Raw genomic sequence first — 17524 nt, 5'->3', positions numbered from 1 at the left:
GAAAAATGGTGGAGCCGGACCCTTTCTATCCAGATTGGGCAGCATTTTTCCCGCAGGCGCTGTTATATTTAAAACGCTTCAAGGCTAAATTAAAATCATAGCCAAAACAAACAAAGGCTAAACAACAGGGTGAACCGGAAGCGAGGAGAGTGGAATGTTTGAACTTTGAAAAAATAAGGAAGCTGACAGGCGGATTTCTCCTTGTTTCACTTTTATTATGCGTTTTTTCGCAGCCTTTTCAACAATATCTTCACTTTCCGAAGCAAGTTCGCTTACTGGAAGGCCAGCAAATCGAATTTCATAAAACTTCTGCTGCCGCTGTAATGGCAAGCGGAAACAGTGCGGAAATTCATGCGCATCAACATACGGTTTCCATAAAAGGGAAGTCAGCCGGCAAGGAAGAAATGTTTCTTAAACTGGCGGGCATCCCGGTCAAAAAAACGGAAGTAGAAGTGCATCCAAATATTAAGATGATCCCCGGCGGGCAGTCGATCGGCGTCAAGCTGAATACGCTCGGCGTCCTTATCGTCGGCCATCATCTTGTGCAGACGGACAAAGGGAAGTTTTCTCCCGGTGAACAGGCCGGAATTGAAGTTGGGGACATGATCCTTGAAATGAACGGGAAAAAAATCGAAAATATGTCCGATATTGCCCCAATTGTCCAGCAGGCAGGGGAAGAAGGAAAACCGCTGGATGCCGTCATTAAAAGGGATGGACAAACCATCCGGAAAACGATAAAGCCGTTAAAAGATAAAAGCGGGCAGTCGTATAAACTCGGGCTTTATATACGAGATTCGGCCGCTGGAATCGGCACGATGACGTTTATTGATCCGAAAACGAAAAAATATGGCGCCCTCGGGCATGTCATATCCGATATGGACACAAAAAAACCGATCGTCGTCGAAAAGGGCAGGATTGTCAATTCGGTCGTGACGTCGATTGAAAAAGGCAAAAACGGGAGCCCAGGGGAAAAATTGGCGCGTTTTACCGAAGAAGGCCGGATCGGGAATATAACGAAAAACAGCCCATTCGGCATTTTTGGACAGCTGGATCCGGGTGCAAAAGACAGCACATATGCAAAACCGATGCCGATTGCACTGTCAGACCAGGTAAAGACAGGGCCGGCAAAAATTTTAACGGTTGTCGACGGGAAAAAAGTGGAAGCCTATTCGATTAAAATTGTCAGCACCATTCCGCAAAAATTTCCGGCAACAAAAGGAATGGTCATCAAAATTACCGACCCGGAATTGCTGAAAAAAACGGGCGGCATTGTTCAGGGAATGAGCGGGAGCCCGATCATTCAAAACGGGCGGCTTGTCGGTGCCGTGACACATGTGTTTGTCAACGACCCGACATCCGGCTATGGCGTCCATATCGAATGGATGCTCCATGAAGCAGGCATTTACGGAGGGGGCAAGTCCCCTTCCGCTTTTAAAGAATGATGCACTTATCTATTATTAATGCGTGCGGACGTTTTGTCCGGGCGATTTTCCAGCGTCCCGGTTTTCAACAAAAAATAATGAATAAAAAAGCAGGAAATTTTCCGCCATTGTCGAAACATATTCTTGTACAGAGATACGGCTATTTTTTTGAGGAGGACAGTGGCAGTGAAAAAAATCAGAGTGTTTATTGTTGATGACAACCGTGAACTTGTTCGTTTATTAGAAGATTATATATCCCAGCAGGAAGACATGGAAATTTGCGGAACGGCATACAGCGGGACGGAATGCCTTGAACAGTTAAAAGAGGCGGACCCGGACATTTTGCTGCTGGATATTATTATGCCGCATCTGGACGGTCTCGGCGTGCTCGAGAAACTAAAAGAATCGGCTTATTCCCGGATGCCGAACGTCATCATGCTGACGGCTTTCGGCCAGGAAGATGTAACGAAAAAAGCGGTGGAACTGGGCGCATCCTATTTTGTGCTGAAACCGTTTGATATGGACATGCTTGTTTCACAAATCCGACAGACAAGCAAAAAAGGCTCCGTCCTGAAATCATCACCCGGCATGGCAGCTTCCAAACCGGAATCGAAGCCTGTCAATCTCGATGCAAGCATTACGAGCATTATCCATGAAATCGGCGTGCCGGCCCATATTAAAGGCTATATGTATTTACGCGAAGCGATTGCAATGGTGTACAATGATATTGAATTGCTTGGCTCGATTACAAAAGTGTTATACCCCGAAATTGCAAAGAAATACAATACCACTGCCAGCCGTGTTGAGCGCGCCATCCGCCATGCGATAGAAGTGGCATGGAGCAGGGGAAATATCGAATCCATTTCCACCCTATTCGGTTATACGGTTTCCATGACCAAAGCAAAGCCGACAAACTCCGAGTTCATTGCCATGGTCGCTGATAAACTCCGCCTCGAACACAAAGCTTCCTGAAAGGGAAAGGGGCCGGTGCAGTGAGTTGTACCGGCCGGATTCCGTGCGTAAAAGGTTACGCTTTTCTTGTTCGGGGAATATATAATGATGAACGAAATAAATAAAGGGTGTGTATCAAGTGACGCTTATTTTTGCCCACCGGGGATCGGCAGGCACACGTCCGGAAAACACAATGGAAGCTTTTTTCGAAGCGGAAAAGGCCGGAGCGGACGGGATTGAACTGGATATTCAGTTGTCAAAAGACGGCGAACTGGTCGTCATTCATGATGAAACGGTCAACCGTACGACAGAAGGCAAAGGGTATGTGAAAGATTTAACATTTGCTCAATTACGGTCGCTTGATGTGATTGACCGGTTCGAAACCGGCAAACCGCTAAGCATCCCGGCACTTGAAGAAGTCTTTGAATGGCTCGCCCAAAACCAGCTTCTCTGCAATATTGAACTGAAGACGGCAAAAGTGGATTATCCGCTGATCGAGGAAAAAGCCGTTTCGTTAATCCGGGCATACCATTTGGAAGAAAGGGTCATTTTTTCTTCCTTTAACCACTATTCCATCATTCAATGCTACCGTCTGGCACCCGAAGTGGAGATTGCCCCGCTGTATTCGGAAGTGATGTTTATGCCGTGGGTCTACGCGAAATCGATCCGAGCAAAAGCGATCCATCCGCGCCTTTTGACAACGGCCGAATGGATCATCCGTGCCGCCATGAACCACGGTGTTGCAGTCAGGCCGTACACAGTGAATAAAGCGAAAGATATGAGAAGGCTGTTTAAAATCGGTTGCACGGCAATCATCACGGATTTCCCGGAAATGGCGGTACAGGAAAGAAAAGCAGAACGGGAAAAAGCATCCGGGCAATAGCCGGATGCTTTATTTTGATGGTTTGCTGAAACGTTTCTGTACCTTTTGGTGCTTTCTGTCCCGGTGCAGGATAAATCCGGCGGTAAAGGCAATGCCGCCGGCAGAGAGCAAAAGCCCGGTCAGAAACTGGAGCGTCAGCGAAGAAAACGGGCGGTCCGGAATCCCGAAAACCATATCCCGCATCCATTTGATCCCATAAGCAGCGGCGATGACCGGCACCGCCAATACAAAAAGTGCCACCAACCTGCCCATCCCGGCCCCCCTTTAAACCGTTTCCATCATTATAACACCCGGGATTGGACGCAGGCAATGCAGCCCATTGTAAATGTAAGCCCTTTCAAATAAAATAGAATAGCGGAGACCAGCACGAAAAGGGGGAGCAGCGATGCAAAATGTTTTAATCGTTGGCGGGGGGAAAGGCGGAAAAGCGATTTTAAAAATATTGTCCGAGAGCGCACGGTTCCGTGTGGCCGGCATCGTTGATATCAATCCGCAGGCGGAGGGGATCCGGCTTGCCAAAAACATGGGCGTAAAGACCGGAAACAACTGGCGCGTTTTTTCAGGTCCCGATGTCGATATTATCATTGAGGTAACCGGGGATGAGCAAGTTTTTCGTGAAATCGCTGCCGATTGCACGGGCCGGATTGTCATCCCCGGCAGTGTCGCCTATTTGATTGCGAAATTGCTGGAGGAAAAAGAAGCCTTAATCCGGAAGTTGGAAAGCGAAACAAAAAAACATGCGCTCATCCTTCAGTCGACGGCAGAAGGCATGACGGTGATTGACAAAAACGGCCGGATCATTTTTATGAACAGGGCCGCGGAAAAGATCAACGGCGTTTCGGCCCGGGAAGTGCTTGGCAAGCCGATCTCAAGCGTGATCCCGAAAAGCCGGCTTGCCCATGTCCTTGAAACAAAGAAAAGGGAAACAAACGTGGAAATTGAACTGCAAAACGGGGTCAAAATACTCGCCTCCCACATTCCGATGTTTGATGGCGGGAAAGTCGCCGGGGCCATTTCCGTTTTCCGGGATATTACGGAAGCTGTGAAACAGGCTGAGGAGATTACGAATTTAAAAGAAATCAAGATGATGCTGCAGGCCATTATCCACTCAAGCGATGATGCGATTTCCGTTGTCGATGAAAAAGGGCGCGGCATCCTCATCAATCCGGCTTATACAAGAATCACCGGGTTAAGCGAAGAGGAAGTCATCGGCAAACCGGCAACAGCGGATATTTCCGAAGGCGAAAGCATGCATTTTAAAGTGCTGCAAACGAAAAAACCGGTACGCGGCGTGAAAATGCGGGTCGGTCCGTTAAAAAAAGAAGTGATTGTCAATGTTGCGCCGGTCATCGTCAACGGCATGCTAAAGGGAAGCGTCGGCGTGATTCATGACGTCTCTGAAATCGAGACATTAACAACGGAATTGCGCCGGGCGAGAAGGCAAATGATGCAGGCTGCCACGGCAAAATATACATTTGAGGACATTATCCATGCTTCCGATGAAATGGATATCGCCGTGGAACAGGCCAAACTGGCGGCACAGACACCTGTGACGATTTTGCTGCGCGGCGAATCCGGCACCGGTAAAGAGCTGTTTGCGCATGCCATCCACCAGGCATCCAGCCGGAAAAACCATAAATTTGTCCGTGTCAACTGTGCGGCCATTGCCGAGTCGCTGCTTGAAAGCGAGCTGTTCGGCTATGAGGAAGGCGCTTTTTCAGGCGCGAAAAAAGGCGGCAAAAAGGGGTTGTTTGAAGAAGCCGACCATGGCAGCCTGTTTTTGGACGAAATCGGTGAACTGAGCGCCCATATGCAGGCAAAACTTTTGCGCGTCCTGCAGGAAAAAGAGATTGTGAAAGTCGGCGGCACAAAGCCGGTACCGGTGGATGTCCGGATTATTTGTGCCACGCATGCCGACCTTGAAAAAGCTGTTGCAGAAGGAAATTTCCGGGAAGACTTATATTACCGGCTCGACCGCATGCCAATCGGATTCCGCCGCTCAGGGCGAGAAAACAGGAGATTCCGTTACTGGCCAGGCGTCTCATCCAAAAAATCAATCAGGATTACGGCCGGAATGTAGAAGGCATCACAAGCAGAGCGCTTTCCATTCTGTACCGCTACGACTGGCCGGGAAACGTCCGTGAATTGGAAAATGTGCTCGGGCGGGCCATCATTTTTATGGGTTTCCATGAAAAATCGATTGATGCGGACCATCTTGACGGGCTTGGTTTATCCCCGGGGAAACGCGCGGAAAAGCAAGAAGCGGACGGGGTACCCGAAAAAGGCAACCTCGATGAAATGCTGTCCGCTTTTGAAAAGCAGCTGATCCAAAAAGCGCTCGAAGAAAATGCCGGGAACAAAACGAATACGGCCAAACAGCTTGGCATTTCACTAAGAAGCCTGTACTATAAATTGGAAAAATACCGGCTTGCAAAAATCAGCATGCAATAATTTGCATATTCGTGCAAAAAGTAGCAAACTGGTAAACGGAAGTTTATTTTTTTAAGCCCCGCTCTTTTCGCCATTTCTGCATGAAAAGCGGAAACAGGAAAACAATGCGAAAGTGGCATTCTTTTTGCATTTTCAACAGTGAAGGCTGGCCCGGGGTTTCGGAAAAAGCGGTGTGCCGTTTTCAAAAGAGGCATCGGGCTGTCCGTTACAGCCGCAAAAATGCCTGTACAGCTTTCTGACAGCTTTGCTTGCGGAAAAGGAGGAAGTCCAATGGAAATTTTTGATTATATGCGAAAATACGATTATGAACAACTGTTGTTTTGCCATGATGACGCATCTGGATTAAAAGCGGTGATCGCCATACATGATACAACACTCGGGCCAGCGCTCGGGGGCACGAGAATGTGGACTTACGCAACGGAAGAAGCCGCCATTGAAGATGCGTTGCGGCTTGCGCGGGGGATGACGTATAAAAACGCTGCCGCCGGTCTCAATCTTGGCGGAGGGAAAACCGTCATCATCGGCGACCCGCGCAAAGACAAAAATGAAGAAATGTTCCGGGCGTTCGGCCGGTTCATCCAGGGGCTCGGGGGCCGCTATATTACAGCTGAAGATGTCGGCACCACTGTTGAAGATATGGACATCATCCACGAGGAAACCGATTTTGTGACAGGCGTTTCGCAAACGTACGGTTCATCCGGAAATCCTTCACCTGTCACGGCGTATGGCTGCTATGTCGGCATGAAAGCAGCGGCAAAAGAGGCGTTCGGAAGTGATTCGCTTGAGGGGAAAACCGTCGCCGTCCAGGGCGTCGGCCATGTTGCATTTGAACTGTGCCGCTATTTGCACGAAGAAGGCGCCCGCCTTATTGTGACCGATATTTCAACGGAGGCGGTAAAACGGGCTGTTGAGGCTTTCGGGGCAAAAGCAGTGGACCCGGATGACATTTACGCCCAGGACTGTGATATTTTTGCCCCATGCGCGCTCGGGGCCATTTTGAATGATGAAACGCTTCCGCAGCTGAAAGCAAAAGTGATTGCGGGGTCTGCAAATAACCAGTTGAAAGAACCGAAGCACGGCGACCGGCTGCATGAAATGGGCATTCTTTATGCACCCGATTATGTCATCAATGCCGGCGGGGTTATCAATGTGGCTGACGAACTGCACGGTTACAACCGGGAAAGAGCGATGAAAAAAGTCGAGCAAGTCTACTATAATGTACAGAAAGTGATCGACATTTCAAAACGCGACGGGATTCCGTCCTATTTGGCGGCAGACCGGATGGCGGAAGAACGGATTGCAAAAGTTTCCCGTGCGCGTTCACAATTTTTGCCGCACAATAAACACGTGCTCGAAAAACGGCTTCCGCGGTAACGCAAGTGAAGGAGGAACAACATTGGCAAAAGAATACGATGTCGTTGTTTTGGGCGGCGGAACAGGCGGCTATGTGGCCGCCATCCGCGCAGCAAAAAACGGGTTAAAAACAGCAATTGTTGAAAAATCAAAACTTGGCGGCACCTGCCTCCATAAAGGCTGCATTCCGACAAAAGCCCTGTTAAGAAGCGCGGAAGTATACCGGCTGGTCCGAAAAAGCGCCGATTTCGGCGTGGATGTCCGTGATGCCGCCTTGAATTTTGCAAAAATCCGGGAACGGAAAAACGCAGTTGTGACGCAATTGCACCGCGGCGTTCAATCCTTGATGAAAAAAGGGAAAATTGATGTGTATGAAGGCACCGGCAGAATCCTCGGCCCCTCCATTTTTTCGCCCGTAGCAGGAACGGTTTCAATCGAGGGTGCGGGTACAGACAATGAGATGCTCCTCCCGAAAAATTTAATCATTGCGACCGGCTCGCGCCCGCGTGTGCTTCCCGGGTTTGCAGTCGACGGGGAATATGTGATGACATCTGACGAAGCGCTTGAAATGGAAGAACTCCCTGCATCCATCCTGATTGCAGGCGGCGGGGCGATCGGTGTGGAATGGGCCTCGATGCTTGCCGACTTTGGCGTAAAGGTGACGATCATTGAGGCTTCCCCGCGCCTTTTGCCGGGAGAAGACAGCGACATTTCAAAAGAAATTACGCGCCTTATGAAGAAAAAAGGGGTTGCCATCTTCACCGGTACCGCATTCAATGCAGCTTCCCTCCAGACAGGGGACGGCAAGGTGCGGATCGGCACGGAAAACGGAAAAACGTTTGAGGCAGATAAGCTTTTATTATCGGTCGGCCGGCTGGCCAACACGGAAAACATCGGCCTCGAAAATACGGATATTGAAATCGAAAACGGCGTTATTCAGGTCAATGAAGTTTACCAGACAAAAGAATCCCATATTTATGCGATCGGGGACTGCATCGGCGGGTTGCAGCTTGCCCATGTAGCAGCAAGGGAAGGCATCATTGCGGCTGACCGCATCGCCGGGAAAAGCGTGGACCCGCTCGATGACACCATGGTGCCGAAATGTGTGTATTCCAATCCTGAAATTGCCAGTGTCGGCCTGACGGAAGAGAAAGCAAAAGAAAAAGGATATGATGTAAAAATTGGCCGGTTTTCGTTCCAGGCAGTCGGCAAAGCGCTTGTCTACGGGGAAACGGACGGCTTTGTTAAAATCGTGGCAGACGCAAAAACCGACGATCTGTTAGGCGTACATATCATCGGGCCGCATGCAACAGATATGATTTCAGAAGCCGGGCTTGCACGCGTTTTGGATGCGGCGCCGTGGGAGGTGGCCATGAATATCCATCCGCACCCGACGCTAAGCGAAGCGATTGGGGAGGCGGCACTCGCAGTAGATGGGCTTGAAATCCATGCGTAGCTTTTGGATAAGGAGTGATAACAATGAATAAAAATCGGCATAAAGACTTAGGTTTAAGCGACCGGGAAGTATTGGAAATGTACGAAATGATGCTGCTTGCGCGCAAGGTGGATGAACGGATGTGGCTTTTAAACCGGTCCGGCAAAATTCCGTTTGTTGTCTCCTGCCAGGGCCAGGAAGCTGCCCAGGTTGGCGCCGCTTTTGCGCTCGACAGGACAAAAGATTATGTATTGCCGTATTACCGCGATCTCGGGATTGTGCTCGCTTTCGGCATGACCGCACGCGACATTATGCTTTCCGGGTTTGCCAAAGCGGAAGACCCGAATTCGGGCGGCCGGCAAATGCCAGGCCACTACGGGCAGAAGAAAAACAGAATCGTCACCCAGTCTTCCCCTGTAACGACACAGGTACCGCATGCGGCCGGAATTGCGCTCGCAGGCAAAATGGAGAAAAAGGATTTTGTTACCTTTGTCACTTTCGGGGAAGGATCATCCAACCAGGGCGATTTCCATGAAGGGGCGAATTTTGCCGCGGTCCACAAGCTGCCGGTCATTTTCATGTGCGAAAATAACCAGTATGCCATCAGTGTCCCGATTGAAAAGCAGCTCGGGAACCCGCGCGTTTCCGACCGTGCGATCGGCTACGGCATGCCGGGTGTGACAGTTGACGGAAACGATCCGCTCGCTGTCTATGAAGTGGTCAAAGAAGCGGCGGACCGTGCCCGGCGCGGGGAAGGGCCGACTTTAATCGAAACGCTTGTTTACCGCTTTACACCGCATTCTTCCGATGATGATGACCGCTACCGTGCGCAGGAAGAAGTGAAGACGGCAAAAGAAAAAGATCCGGTTGTTTTATTTAGCCGGTACTTAAAAGAGGCGGGCCTTCTTGACGGGGAAAAAGAAAAAGAAATCGATGCGCGCGTCATCCAAACCGTCAATGAGGCAACCGATTACGCCGAAAAAGCGCCGTATGCTAAACCGGAAGATGCGCTCCGGTTTGTTTACGGGGAGTAAGGAGGAGAACGATGGCTGTCATTTCATATATTGACGCAATTACAAAAGCATTGCGGGAAGAAATGGAACGGGACGAAAAAGTATTTGTGCTCGGCGAAGATGTTGGAAAAAAAGGCGGGGTATTTAAGGCGACGGCCGGATTATACGAGCAGTTCGGCGCCGAAAGAGTGATCGATACGCCGCTCGCTGAATCGGCGATTGCCGGGGTCGGCGTAGGGGCTGCGATGTACGGGATGCGGCCGGTTGCCGAGATCCAGTTTGCCGATTTTATTCTGCCGGCTGTCAATCAGATTATTTCGGAAGCGGCGAAAATCCGCTACCGCACCAATAATGACTGGCAATGCCCGCTTGTCGTGCGTGCACCGTACGGAGGTGGTGTCCACGGGGCACTGTATCACTCCCAGTCGCTTGAATCGGTGTTTGCAAACCAGCCGGGGCTGAAAATTGTCATGCCGTCCACGCCTTATGATGTAAAAGGGTTGCTGAAAGCCGCAATCCGGGACGATGATCCGGTTCTCTTTTTCGAACATAAGCGCGCGTACCGCCTGATTAAGGGTGAAGTGCCGGATGAAGATTATGTGCTCCCGATCGGCAAGGCCGAAGTAAAAAGGGAAGGAACGGATATTACGGTGATCACGTACGGGCTTTGCGTCCATTTTGCCCTCCAGGCTGCGGAAAAGCTTAGAGAGGACGGGATCGAAGCACATATTCTCGATTTGCGCACCGTTTATCCGCTCGACAAAGAGGCAATCATCGAGGCAGCTGCAAAAACCGGGAAAGTGCTGCTTATCACGGAAGACAATAAAGAAGGAAGCATTATCGGCGAAGTTGCCGCGATCATTGCGGAAAACTGCCTGTTTGACCTGGACGCCCCGATCATGCGTCTGGCCGGTCCGGATGTTCCGGCAATGCCGTATGCGCCGACGATGGAAAAATATTTTATGGTCAATCCCGAAAAAGTCGAAAAAGCAATGCGGGAACTGGCCGAATTTTAGAATTGCAGGATAGGAGGGTGCCAATTGGCGATAGAAAATATTACGATGCCGCAGCTCGGAGAAAGTGTGACGGAAGGAACCATCAGCAAGTGGCTTGTATCCCCGGGTGATCATGTCCATAAATACGATCCGCTTTGTGAAGTATTAACAGACAAAGTCAATGCCGAAGTGCCTTCTTCGTTTGAAGGGGAAATCGTGGAACTGATCGCTTCGGAAGACGAAACCGTTGCTGTCGGGGAAGTCATTTGCACGGTCAAAACCGCAGCCGAAACAAATGTCCAGCCTGAAGCAGAACCGGGTCCGGGTTCGGATGCTGCAGCGCCACAGCCGGAAGCGGAAAAAGGGAAAAAAGTCCGCTATTCCCCGGCCGTTTTAAAACTGTCCCAGGAATACGGCATTGACTTGAACCAGGTGAAAGGAACGGGAAGGGAAGGCCGGATCACGCGCAAAGACCTGTTAAAAATCATTGAAAGCAGGGGGAATGAGGCGGAACCGACTCCTTCAAAACCGGCACCTTCAAAACCGGAACCGGCAAAACCGGCACCTGCCCGTGAAACGCCGCCTGCTTCCCGGCCTTTGCCTGTACGGGAAGCTGGAAAAGAAGATACGGTGATTCCGGTTACCGGCGTGCGTAAAGCGATCGCGAACAATATGGCACGCAGCAAACAGGAAATTCCGCATGCGTGGATGATGGTCGAAGCGGACGTTACGAACCTTGTCCGCTACCGGGATGCCGTAAAAGAAGAGTTTAAGCGGCGTGAAGGCTTTAACCTCACATACTTTGCCTTTTTTGTCAAAGCGGTCGCCCGGGCATTGAAAGAGTTTCCTGCGCTCAATTCAACGTGGGCCGGGGATGCCATTATCCAGAAACATGATGTCAACATCTCGATCGCGGTTGCCGCCGAAGACAAGCTGTACGTGCCGGTCATAAAGCATGCCGATGAAAAATCGATCAAAGGCATTGCCCGTGAAATTGCTGTCCTGGCGCAAAAAGCCCGCGCCGGGAAACTCGCCCCGGAAGACATGGAGGGTGGCACCTTTACCGTCAATAATACCGGGTCATTTGGTTCGGTGCAGTCGATGGGGATTATCAACTATCCGCAGGCTGCCATTCTCCAGGTCGAGTCGATTGTCAAACGCCCTGTCATCATGGAAGAGGGAATGTTTGCGGCGCGCGATATCGTGAACCTTTGTCTGTCGATTGACCACCGCATTTTGGACGGACTTGTCTCCGGCCGCTTCTTGAAGCGCGTCAAAGAGATTTTAGAGACGGTGACACCGGAAACGGCACCGCTCTATTAATGAAAAATGCCCGCTGATGAAGCGGGCTTTTCTATTTTGGAAAATGTGGCGATTTATCAAAACTGATTGTTTTTGAACGATTTTAATTGATTTTTACTGTTTTTGAAGGTAAAATAACGACCGGATACACCGCTTGCAATCGCGCAGGCGGGGAACGATTGCCATCAAAAAGGGGAATACTAAAAATGATCTCCAAAGCAAAGGTTGTGTAAAAAATGATTTATACGGTAACACTGAATCCGTCTGTTGACTACATCGTCCAGGTGGAACATTTTGAACTTGGCGGATTGAACCGTTCCGTGATGGACACCAAATTTCCGGGCGGAAAAGGCATCAACGTCTCGCGCGTCATGAAAAGGCTGGGCGTTGATTCTACGGCACTCGGCTTTCTCGGCGGTTTCACCGGCAGCTACATTGAAAATTTTCTTAAAGCAGAAGGCATTTTAACGGATTTTGTCCAAGTTTCAGGCGACACGCGGATCAATATAAAATTAAAATCCGGTGTAGAGACGGAAATCAACGGAACGGGGCCTTCCATTTCGGAAGCTGAGCTGGACCGGCTGCTTGCCAAAATTGACAGCCTAGGGAAAGACGATGTCATTTTGTTTTCCGGCAGCATCCCAAGTTCGCTCCCGCCATCCATTTATGCCAGCCTCATTCAAAAATGCCGTGAAAAACAAATCCGCGTGATCGCAGATGTTTCCGGCGAATCGCTCGGCCATGTCATCAAAACGGGCCCGTTCTTAATCAAGCCGAACCATCATGAAATCGGCGAAATTTTCGGCGTGAAAGTCGAAACGCCTGAAGAAGCGAAACAATATGGCAGCCGCCTGCTTGATATGGGCGTTGAAAATGTGATCGTTTCGATGGCAGAAAAGGGTGCGCTCTTTTTGAATAAGGAAGTATCTTATTTTGCGCAAGCGCCGAAAGGGAAGGTAAAAAATTCTGCCGGCGCCGGCGATTCGGTCGTGGCCGGGTTTGTAAGCGGGATGGCAAAAGGAAAATCGTACAAAGAATCGTTTGCGCTCGGGGTTGCCTGCGGTTCTGCAACGGCATTTTCCATGGAACTGTGCACAAAGCAAGAAGCAACATCGCTTCTCGAACAGGTCCATGTCCAATCTTTATAAAACGAAAAACCGGGATGCCCCGGTTTTTTTGCATAAAAAAGGGACAGCGCATAAGGCGCCATCCAAAGCATCTAGGGAGTTTAGGGGTATGGATCTAGATGTACTGTCATTTTACCCCGTTTTTTGGAAAAATAAACGCTTTCCGGCTATTTTTTCGTTTTTACGCGTAAAATAAAAGAAAAGGGACGGCTGCAAACAGAATATTTGAAAAGCAGCGTGAAAACCTGCTATGATTAGCTTTAAAGCAGAATGAAAGGATGAGTGGCATGTCTGTCAATTTTAATCTTTATATGAATGATGTCGTGCGCATGTCCCGTGAAGAGGCAGTAGAAGCCGGCTACCGGGAACTGAGGACGCCGGAAGAAGTAGACGAAGCGTTTTCCAAAAAAGGGACGATGCTTGTCCTGGTCAACTCTGTGTGCGGCTGCGCAGGGGGCATTGCACGGCCGGCTGCGGCGCACGCCATCCATTATGATAAGCGTCCGGACCAGCTTGTAACCGTCTTTGCCGGCCAGGATAAAGAAGCAACGGCGAGGGCACGCAGCTATTTTACCGGTTATCCGCCGTCCTCCCCGTCTTTCGCTCTTTTAAAAGACGGCAAGATTGTGAAAATGATTGAACGGCACCAGATCGAAGGGCATGACCCGGCGGCTGTCGTGGCCGAGCTGCAAGCATTGTTTGAAGAATATTGTGAAGAACTGTAATGCATAAAGCCTGTCCCTTCCGTTTTGGAAAGGGGCAGGCTTTTTTACAGGGGCGTGACCCGGGTGCAAAGTGTGCCTTCTGCGTAAGCGCATCTTCCGCATGTATGAACCGGCATGCGGGATGCATACTAAAGAAAAATACAACCAGCAGCAGGTGAATGGCTTATGCATATATGGGTGGCATGGATGCTTGTTTTCGGGTTATCGGTATGGCCGGCAGACGGACACGTTGCCCCGGGGGATCCGCTCATTATTGTCAATAAAACAACAAACCGGCTTGCTTGGATCCGCGGCGGGAAAATCCGGCTCGAAACGCCGGTTGCGACCGGGAAAACAAATGACCTGACGCCGGAAGGGTTTTTTACGGTCAAAGTCAAGGCGAAAAATCCGTATTACCGGAAAAAGAATATTCCTGGCGGTGACCCGCGCAATCCGCTCGGCTCGCGCTGGATCGGTTTTGATGCGCGCGGCACGGACGGCCGGATTTACGGCCTGCACGGCACAAACAATCCTGCTTCAATCGGCCGGTATATTTCAAACGGCTGCATCCGCCTGCCGAAAGCGGCGCTCGAAAAGCTGTACGAAGAAGTGCCGGTCGGAACAAAAATTTACATCACCCGGTCAACCCGGCCGATGACTGAACTGGCGAAAGCAAAAGGCGCCATTTAAAAAAGGAACGCGGACTTTCCCGTTCCTTTTTTAAAACAGCATTGAAAGGCCGGAAAGAACTGTTCCTGCCAGCATGGCAATGAGCATTAAGTACACGACAATTTTCTGCGTTTTTTTCGACAAAGCAGACTTCACCTCTTAAACGGACGGTAATCATTTTTATTCTAGCCTGAAGGTATGTGTAAAATTTTACTCGACGGGGCATATGAGTGGAAAAAAATGGGAAGACGCTCTATCATCTAATTGTACACTTCAAGATGAACATCTAGAGAGAGAGGTCTTCCCATGGATATTATATCAATAATTGCTGGATTATTAAAGGATACAAAGAGTCTTATCGAATTTGAAGAACAGCTTAAACTTCTGATGCAGAAGGCTTTTACACAATGGGTTGGGGAAATATTTGAAGAGTTAGATAAAATAATTAAACAGGAGAAGTTAGAGGAGGGCTGGGTGTACTGCCGGAGTGATAACAGAAACATTCAGTTTCTATTTGGAAGTGTGACCTTTAAACGCTCATTAATGCATGACAAGAGAGGAAATTCCCATTATCCTCTGGATGAATGGTTAGGGCTGGTACCACACCAACGATACAGCCCGTTAGTGGAATTAAAGGTGGCAGAGTTGGCAAGTGAGAACACCTATCGGGAAGTAGCTGATATTTTAAAAGAGTGGACAGCAGTGAGTCTTAGTCACACAACTGTAGGGAACATGGTAAAACACGTAGGGAAAACTCAGGCGGAAGCCGATAAGGCACTTGTAGAAGAGCTAGAAATAGCTGTTTCCCTGCCTGAGGGGAAGAAGGTAGACTACCTGTTTTCTGAAGCAGATGGTGTATTCGTTCGGGGACTAAAAAAGAAACAGAGTATGGAAGTCCACCACGCCATTCTCTATGAGGGATGGGAAACCAATGGAAAAAGGGTCTCCCTGCGTCAGCCCACAGTCATCATGACGACGGAAGACATTCAGACATTTTGGGATGAAGTCCAAGCCACAGCTGCCAACACCTATTCCCTCGAAAAAGCGCAAGTCATTACAAACAGTGATGGAGGTGCTGGGTACACAGCTGAACGGTTTCAAACAGCATTCTCACAGTCGGAATTTCCGGTGCTCAACCAGCTGGATACCTACCACGTTGCACAAGCCATCATAAGGACATTTGGGGGCGGAAAGAGCGAGATCAAGGAGCAAATTAGAAAAGCGATTAGAACGCATAACCTGGACCAATTCACGTTATATTTGGATACGCACGAAAGCACCTTGACGGATAAAAAGGCTCTCAAGAAAATCAAGGAATTCCGTTCGTATATCTTGAAAAACTGGGACCGCATTTTTGACTGGAGGGACAGGGTGAAAAACGTGCCGGAAGGTGCGAGAGGCCTAGGAGCTATGGAATCGAACCAAAGGCATATCTCCTTCAGGATGAAAAAAAGGGGCATGCATTGGAGTGAACTTGGCGCAGAAGCCATGGTGAAAATCAAACAAGGCATGCTCAATGGGACATTGAGAGAAGCCTATCTGAAACACCGTTCAAGAAGCGAGAGAAAGCAACGGAACTTGAAACAATCCATCAGGATGTCTCAACTACTCAAGCAGCCTGTACGCCCGTCAGTGGGCGTAAAGCACGGATCAGTTGCCCTGCATTCAAGCAGTTCATCGGCAATGGGACATTTAAGCAAAATATTAGAGCTTTCGTTTTAAGCCTGGCTCAGTGGGGACTGATCGTTGAGGCGCGCGAAATTTACGAGACTCCTGCGGGAAAAGCGAGCCAGGAGAGACCCCGCAGCGAGGTACGAGCGAGGAGGCTCGCCGGCCGCCCGCGGAAAGCGAGTGAATTTCGCGCGCCTCAACATCCCCGTTATCCATCTTTATACGGAAATATTACATCTTTTCCGAAAATTACACCGAGCAAGTAAAGCACGGTAGCCGAAAGTGTACAAAAAGAGTGTCTTGGAATACCCGATATTTAAACCTTGTCGAGAAAAACTTGACACATACGCCTGAAGCCGCCGGTTGTACAAGTAAAATCATTCGCGTTATACTATTAAAGTACATATACATATTGGAGGTTTTTCCATGGTGAATGAAGAACGGTTAGTAAAAGAATTTTTTGAACTGGTTCAGGTGGATTCGGAAACCGGACATGAAGAAGAAATTGGCAAGGTCTTAAAACAAAAATTTGAAGGCCTTGGCCTTGAAGTATATGAGGATGATACAAAAGCAAAAACGGGGCACGGCTTTGGCAATCTGATCTGCACATTGAAAGGCAATGTTCCTGAAGCGACGCCGATTTATTTTACTTCCCATATGGATACCGTCGTTCCGGGGAAAGGCATCAAACCGTCCATCAAAGACGGCTGGATCCAATCAGACGGCACGACAATCCTCGGATCTGACGACAAAGCCGGGCTCTCCGCGATGTTGGAAATGATCCGGGTATTGAAAGAAGACCAGATCCGCCACGGGGATATCCAGTTTGTCATTACTGTCGGCGAAGAGTCCGGTCTGGTCGGTTCGCGCGCGCTCGATCCGTCGCTGTTAAAAGCAAAATACGGCTTTGCCCTTGACAGCGACGGCCCGGTTGGCACGATTGTGACGGCTGCCCCGACGCAGGCCAAAATCAAAGCAACCATTTTAGGCAAAACCGCCCATGCCGGTGTGGCGCCGGAAAAAGGGGTCTCCGCGATCACCATTGCCGCAAAAGCGATCGCAAAAATGCCGCTCGGCCGCATTGACAGTGAAACGACCGCGAATATCGGGCGCTTTGAAGGCGGTCAGGCAACCAATATCGTTTGCGACCGCGTCGATATTCTGGCGGAAGCCCGTTCACTCGTTCCGGAAAAAATGGAAACACAGGTTGCCAAAATGAAAACCGCTTTTGAACAGACGGCACTGGAAATGGGCGGAAAAGCGGAAGTCGAAGTGAACGTCGTGTACCCGGGATTTAAATTCTCAGACGGCGACCAAGTGGTGGAAGTGGCCAAAAAAGCAGCAGCAAAAATCGGCCGCGAGAGCAAGCTGGAGCAAAGCGGGGGCGGAAGCGACGCCAACGTCATTGCAGGATTTAACATCCCGACGGTCAATCTCGGCACAGGGTATGAAGAAATCCATACGACAAAAGAAAGAATTCCGGTTAAAGAACTGGTCAAACTGGCTGAGATGGCGGTTGCCATTGCGGAAGTGGCCGGCGGGGAGTAAC

At 49.7% G+C, this 17524-nt stretch carries 15 protein-coding genes and 1 pseudogene; 14 read left to right on the top strand and 2 right to left on the bottom strand.

Annotated elements, in window-relative coordinates:
- Positions 1-158 precede the first annotated feature (158 nt).
- From spoIVB to OF158_RS09715, 3 genes are all read left to right on the top strand, one after another.
- Complete coding sequence (gene spoIVB, locus OF158_RS09725) at positions 159-1442, top strand: SpoIVB peptidase (RefSeq protein WP_014098070.1); 1284 nt, start codon at positions 159-161, stop codon at positions 1440-1442.
- A gap of 165 nt (positions 1443-1607) precedes the next feature.
- Positions 1608-2393: a sporulation transcription factor Spo0A gene (spo0A, locus tag OF158_RS09720; RefSeq protein ID WP_014098072.1), complete on the top strand. Its 786-nt coding sequence runs from the start codon at positions 1608-1610 to the stop codon at positions 2391-2393.
- Between the two features lie 118 nt (positions 2394-2511).
- On the top strand, positions 2512-3255 hold the full coding sequence (locus OF158_RS09715) for a glycerophosphodiester phosphodiesterase (protein ID WP_014098073.1): 744 nt from the start codon (positions 2512-2514) through the stop codon (positions 3253-3255).
- Positions 3256-3264: 9 nt separating this feature from the next.
- Here the strand turns inward: OF158_RS09715 and OF158_RS09710 are convergent, their stop codons facing one another.
- Positions 3265-3507: a DUF2627 domain-containing protein gene (locus tag OF158_RS09710; protein WP_014098074.1), complete on the bottom strand. Its 243-nt coding sequence runs from the start codon at positions 3505-3507 to the stop codon at positions 3265-3267.
- 133 nt (positions 3508-3640) lie between these two features.
- Here OF158_RS09710 and OF158_RS09705 point away from each other — a divergent pair.
- The 9 genes and pseudogenes from OF158_RS09705 to OF158_RS09665 all read left to right on the top strand — a co-directional run bounded on the left by OF158_RS09705 (position 3641) and on the right by OF158_RS09665 (position 14325).
- A pseudogene (locus OF158_RS09705) lies at positions 3641-5706 on the top strand (sigma 54-interacting transcriptional regulator).
- A gap of 270 nt (positions 5707-5976) precedes the next feature.
- Positions 5977-7080 carry a Leu/Phe/Val dehydrogenase gene (locus OF158_RS09700; protein ID WP_017550506.1) on the top strand — a complete coding sequence of 368 codons (1104 nt, stop codon included), beginning with the start codon at positions 5977-5979 and terminating at the stop codon, positions 7078-7080.
- A gap of 22 nt (positions 7081-7102) precedes the next feature.
- Positions 7103-8515, top strand: coding sequence for a dihydrolipoyl dehydrogenase (gene lpdA / locus OF158_RS09695; protein ID WP_264302923.1), 1413 nt, complete (start codon positions 7103-7105; stop codon positions 8513-8515).
- 23 nt (positions 8516-8538) lie between these two features.
- Positions 8539-9528, top strand: coding sequence for a thiamine pyrophosphate-dependent dehydrogenase E1 component subunit alpha (locus OF158_RS09690; protein ID WP_014098079.1), 990 nt, complete (start codon positions 8539-8541; stop codon positions 9526-9528).
- A gap of 11 nt (positions 9529-9539) precedes the next feature.
- Positions 9540-10523: an alpha-ketoacid dehydrogenase subunit beta gene (locus OF158_RS09685; RefSeq protein ID WP_014098080.1), complete on the top strand. Its 984-nt coding sequence runs from the start codon at positions 9540-9542 to the stop codon at positions 10521-10523.
- 24 nt (positions 10524-10547) lie between these two features.
- Complete coding sequence (locus OF158_RS09680) at positions 10548-11825, top strand: dihydrolipoamide acetyltransferase family protein (protein WP_014098081.1); 1278 nt, start codon at positions 10548-10550, stop codon at positions 11823-11825.
- Between the two features lie 215 nt (positions 11826-12040).
- Entirely contained in the window at positions 12041-12952 is a 912-nt protein-coding gene (gene pfkB / locus OF158_RS09675; RefSeq protein ID WP_035184626.1) for a 1-phosphofructokinase, read from the top strand.
- Between the two features lie 266 nt (positions 12953-13218).
- Positions 13219-13656 carry a BrxA/BrxB family bacilliredoxin gene (locus tag OF158_RS09670; RefSeq protein ID WP_035184628.1) on the top strand — a complete coding sequence of 146 codons (438 nt, stop codon included), beginning with the start codon at positions 13219-13221 and terminating at the stop codon, positions 13654-13656.
- 165 nt (positions 13657-13821) lie between these two features.
- The gene (locus OF158_RS09665; RefSeq protein WP_026683295.1) at positions 13822-14325 is read left to right on the top strand and encodes a L,D-transpeptidase; all 504 of its coding nucleotides are present in this window, start codon (positions 13822-13824) and stop codon (positions 14323-14325) included.
- A 30-nt stretch (positions 14326-14355) separates the two neighbouring features.
- On the opposite strand, the gene prli42 is transcribed toward OF158_RS09665, so the two are convergent.
- Entirely contained in the window at positions 14356-14448 is a 93-nt protein-coding gene (gene prli42, locus OF158_RS09660; protein ID WP_017550500.1) for a stressosome-associated protein Prli42, read from the bottom strand.
- 162 nt (positions 14449-14610) lie between these two features.
- Here prli42 and OF158_RS09655 point away from each other — a divergent pair, with 162 nt between their 5' ends.
- Positions 14611-16026: an ISLre2-like element ISBco6 family transposase gene (locus OF158_RS09655; protein ID WP_048339812.1), complete on the top strand. Its 1416-nt coding sequence runs from the start codon at positions 14611-14613 to the stop codon at positions 16024-16026.
- Between the two features lie 375 nt (positions 16027-16401).
- Positions 16402-17523, top strand: a complete 1122-nt coding sequence (locus OF158_RS09650) for a M20/M25/M40 family metallo-hydrolase (RefSeq protein ID WP_035184634.1) — start codon at positions 16402-16404, stop codon at positions 17521-17523.
- Position 17524 lies beyond the last annotated feature (1 nt).

This window comes from Weizmannia sp. WK01 (assembly GCF_025905465.1).
Lineage (GTDB): Bacteria > Bacillota > Bacilli > Bacillales > Bacillaceae_C > Weizmannia > Weizmannia faecalis.
The sequence above is the reverse complement of the archived record's forward strand: the minus strand, read 5'-3'. Positions and strand labels throughout refer to the sequence as shown.

Excerpts from the sequence above, each read along its gene's own strand:
- OF158_RS09710 (WP_014098074.1), bottom strand. The coding sequence starts at position 3,507 with ATGGGCAGGTTGGTGGCACTTTTTGTATTGGCGGTGCCGGTCATCGCC.
- OF158_RS09685 (WP_014098080.1), top strand. The coding sequence starts at position 9,540 with ATGGCTGTCATTTCATATATTGACGCAATTACAAAAGCATTGCGGGAA.
- OF158_RS09700 (WP_017550506.1), top strand. The coding sequence starts at position 5,977 with ATGGAAATTTTTGATTATATGCGAAAATACGATTATGAACAACTGTTG.
- OF158_RS09690 (WP_014098079.1), top strand. The coding sequence starts at position 8,539 with ATGAATAAAAATCGGCATAAAGACTTAGGTTTAAGCGACCGGGAAGTA.
- pfkB (WP_035184626.1), top strand. The coding sequence starts at position 12,041 with ATGATTTATACGGTAACACTGAATCCGTCTGTTGACTACATCGTCCAG.
- OF158_RS09650 (WP_035184634.1), top strand. The coding sequence starts at position 16,402 with ATGGTGAATGAAGAACGGTTAGTAAAAGAATTTTTTGAACTGGTTCAG.
- OF158_RS09655 (WP_048339812.1), top strand. The coding sequence starts at position 14,611 with ATGGATATTATATCAATAATTGCTGGATTATTAAAGGATACAAAGAGT.
- OF158_RS09665 (WP_026683295.1), top strand. The coding sequence starts at position 13,822 with ATGCATATATGGGTGGCATGGATGCTTGTTTTCGGGTTATCGGTATGG.
- OF158_RS09670 (WP_035184628.1), top strand. The coding sequence starts at position 13,219 with ATGTCTGTCAATTTTAATCTTTATATGAATGATGTCGTGCGCATGTCC.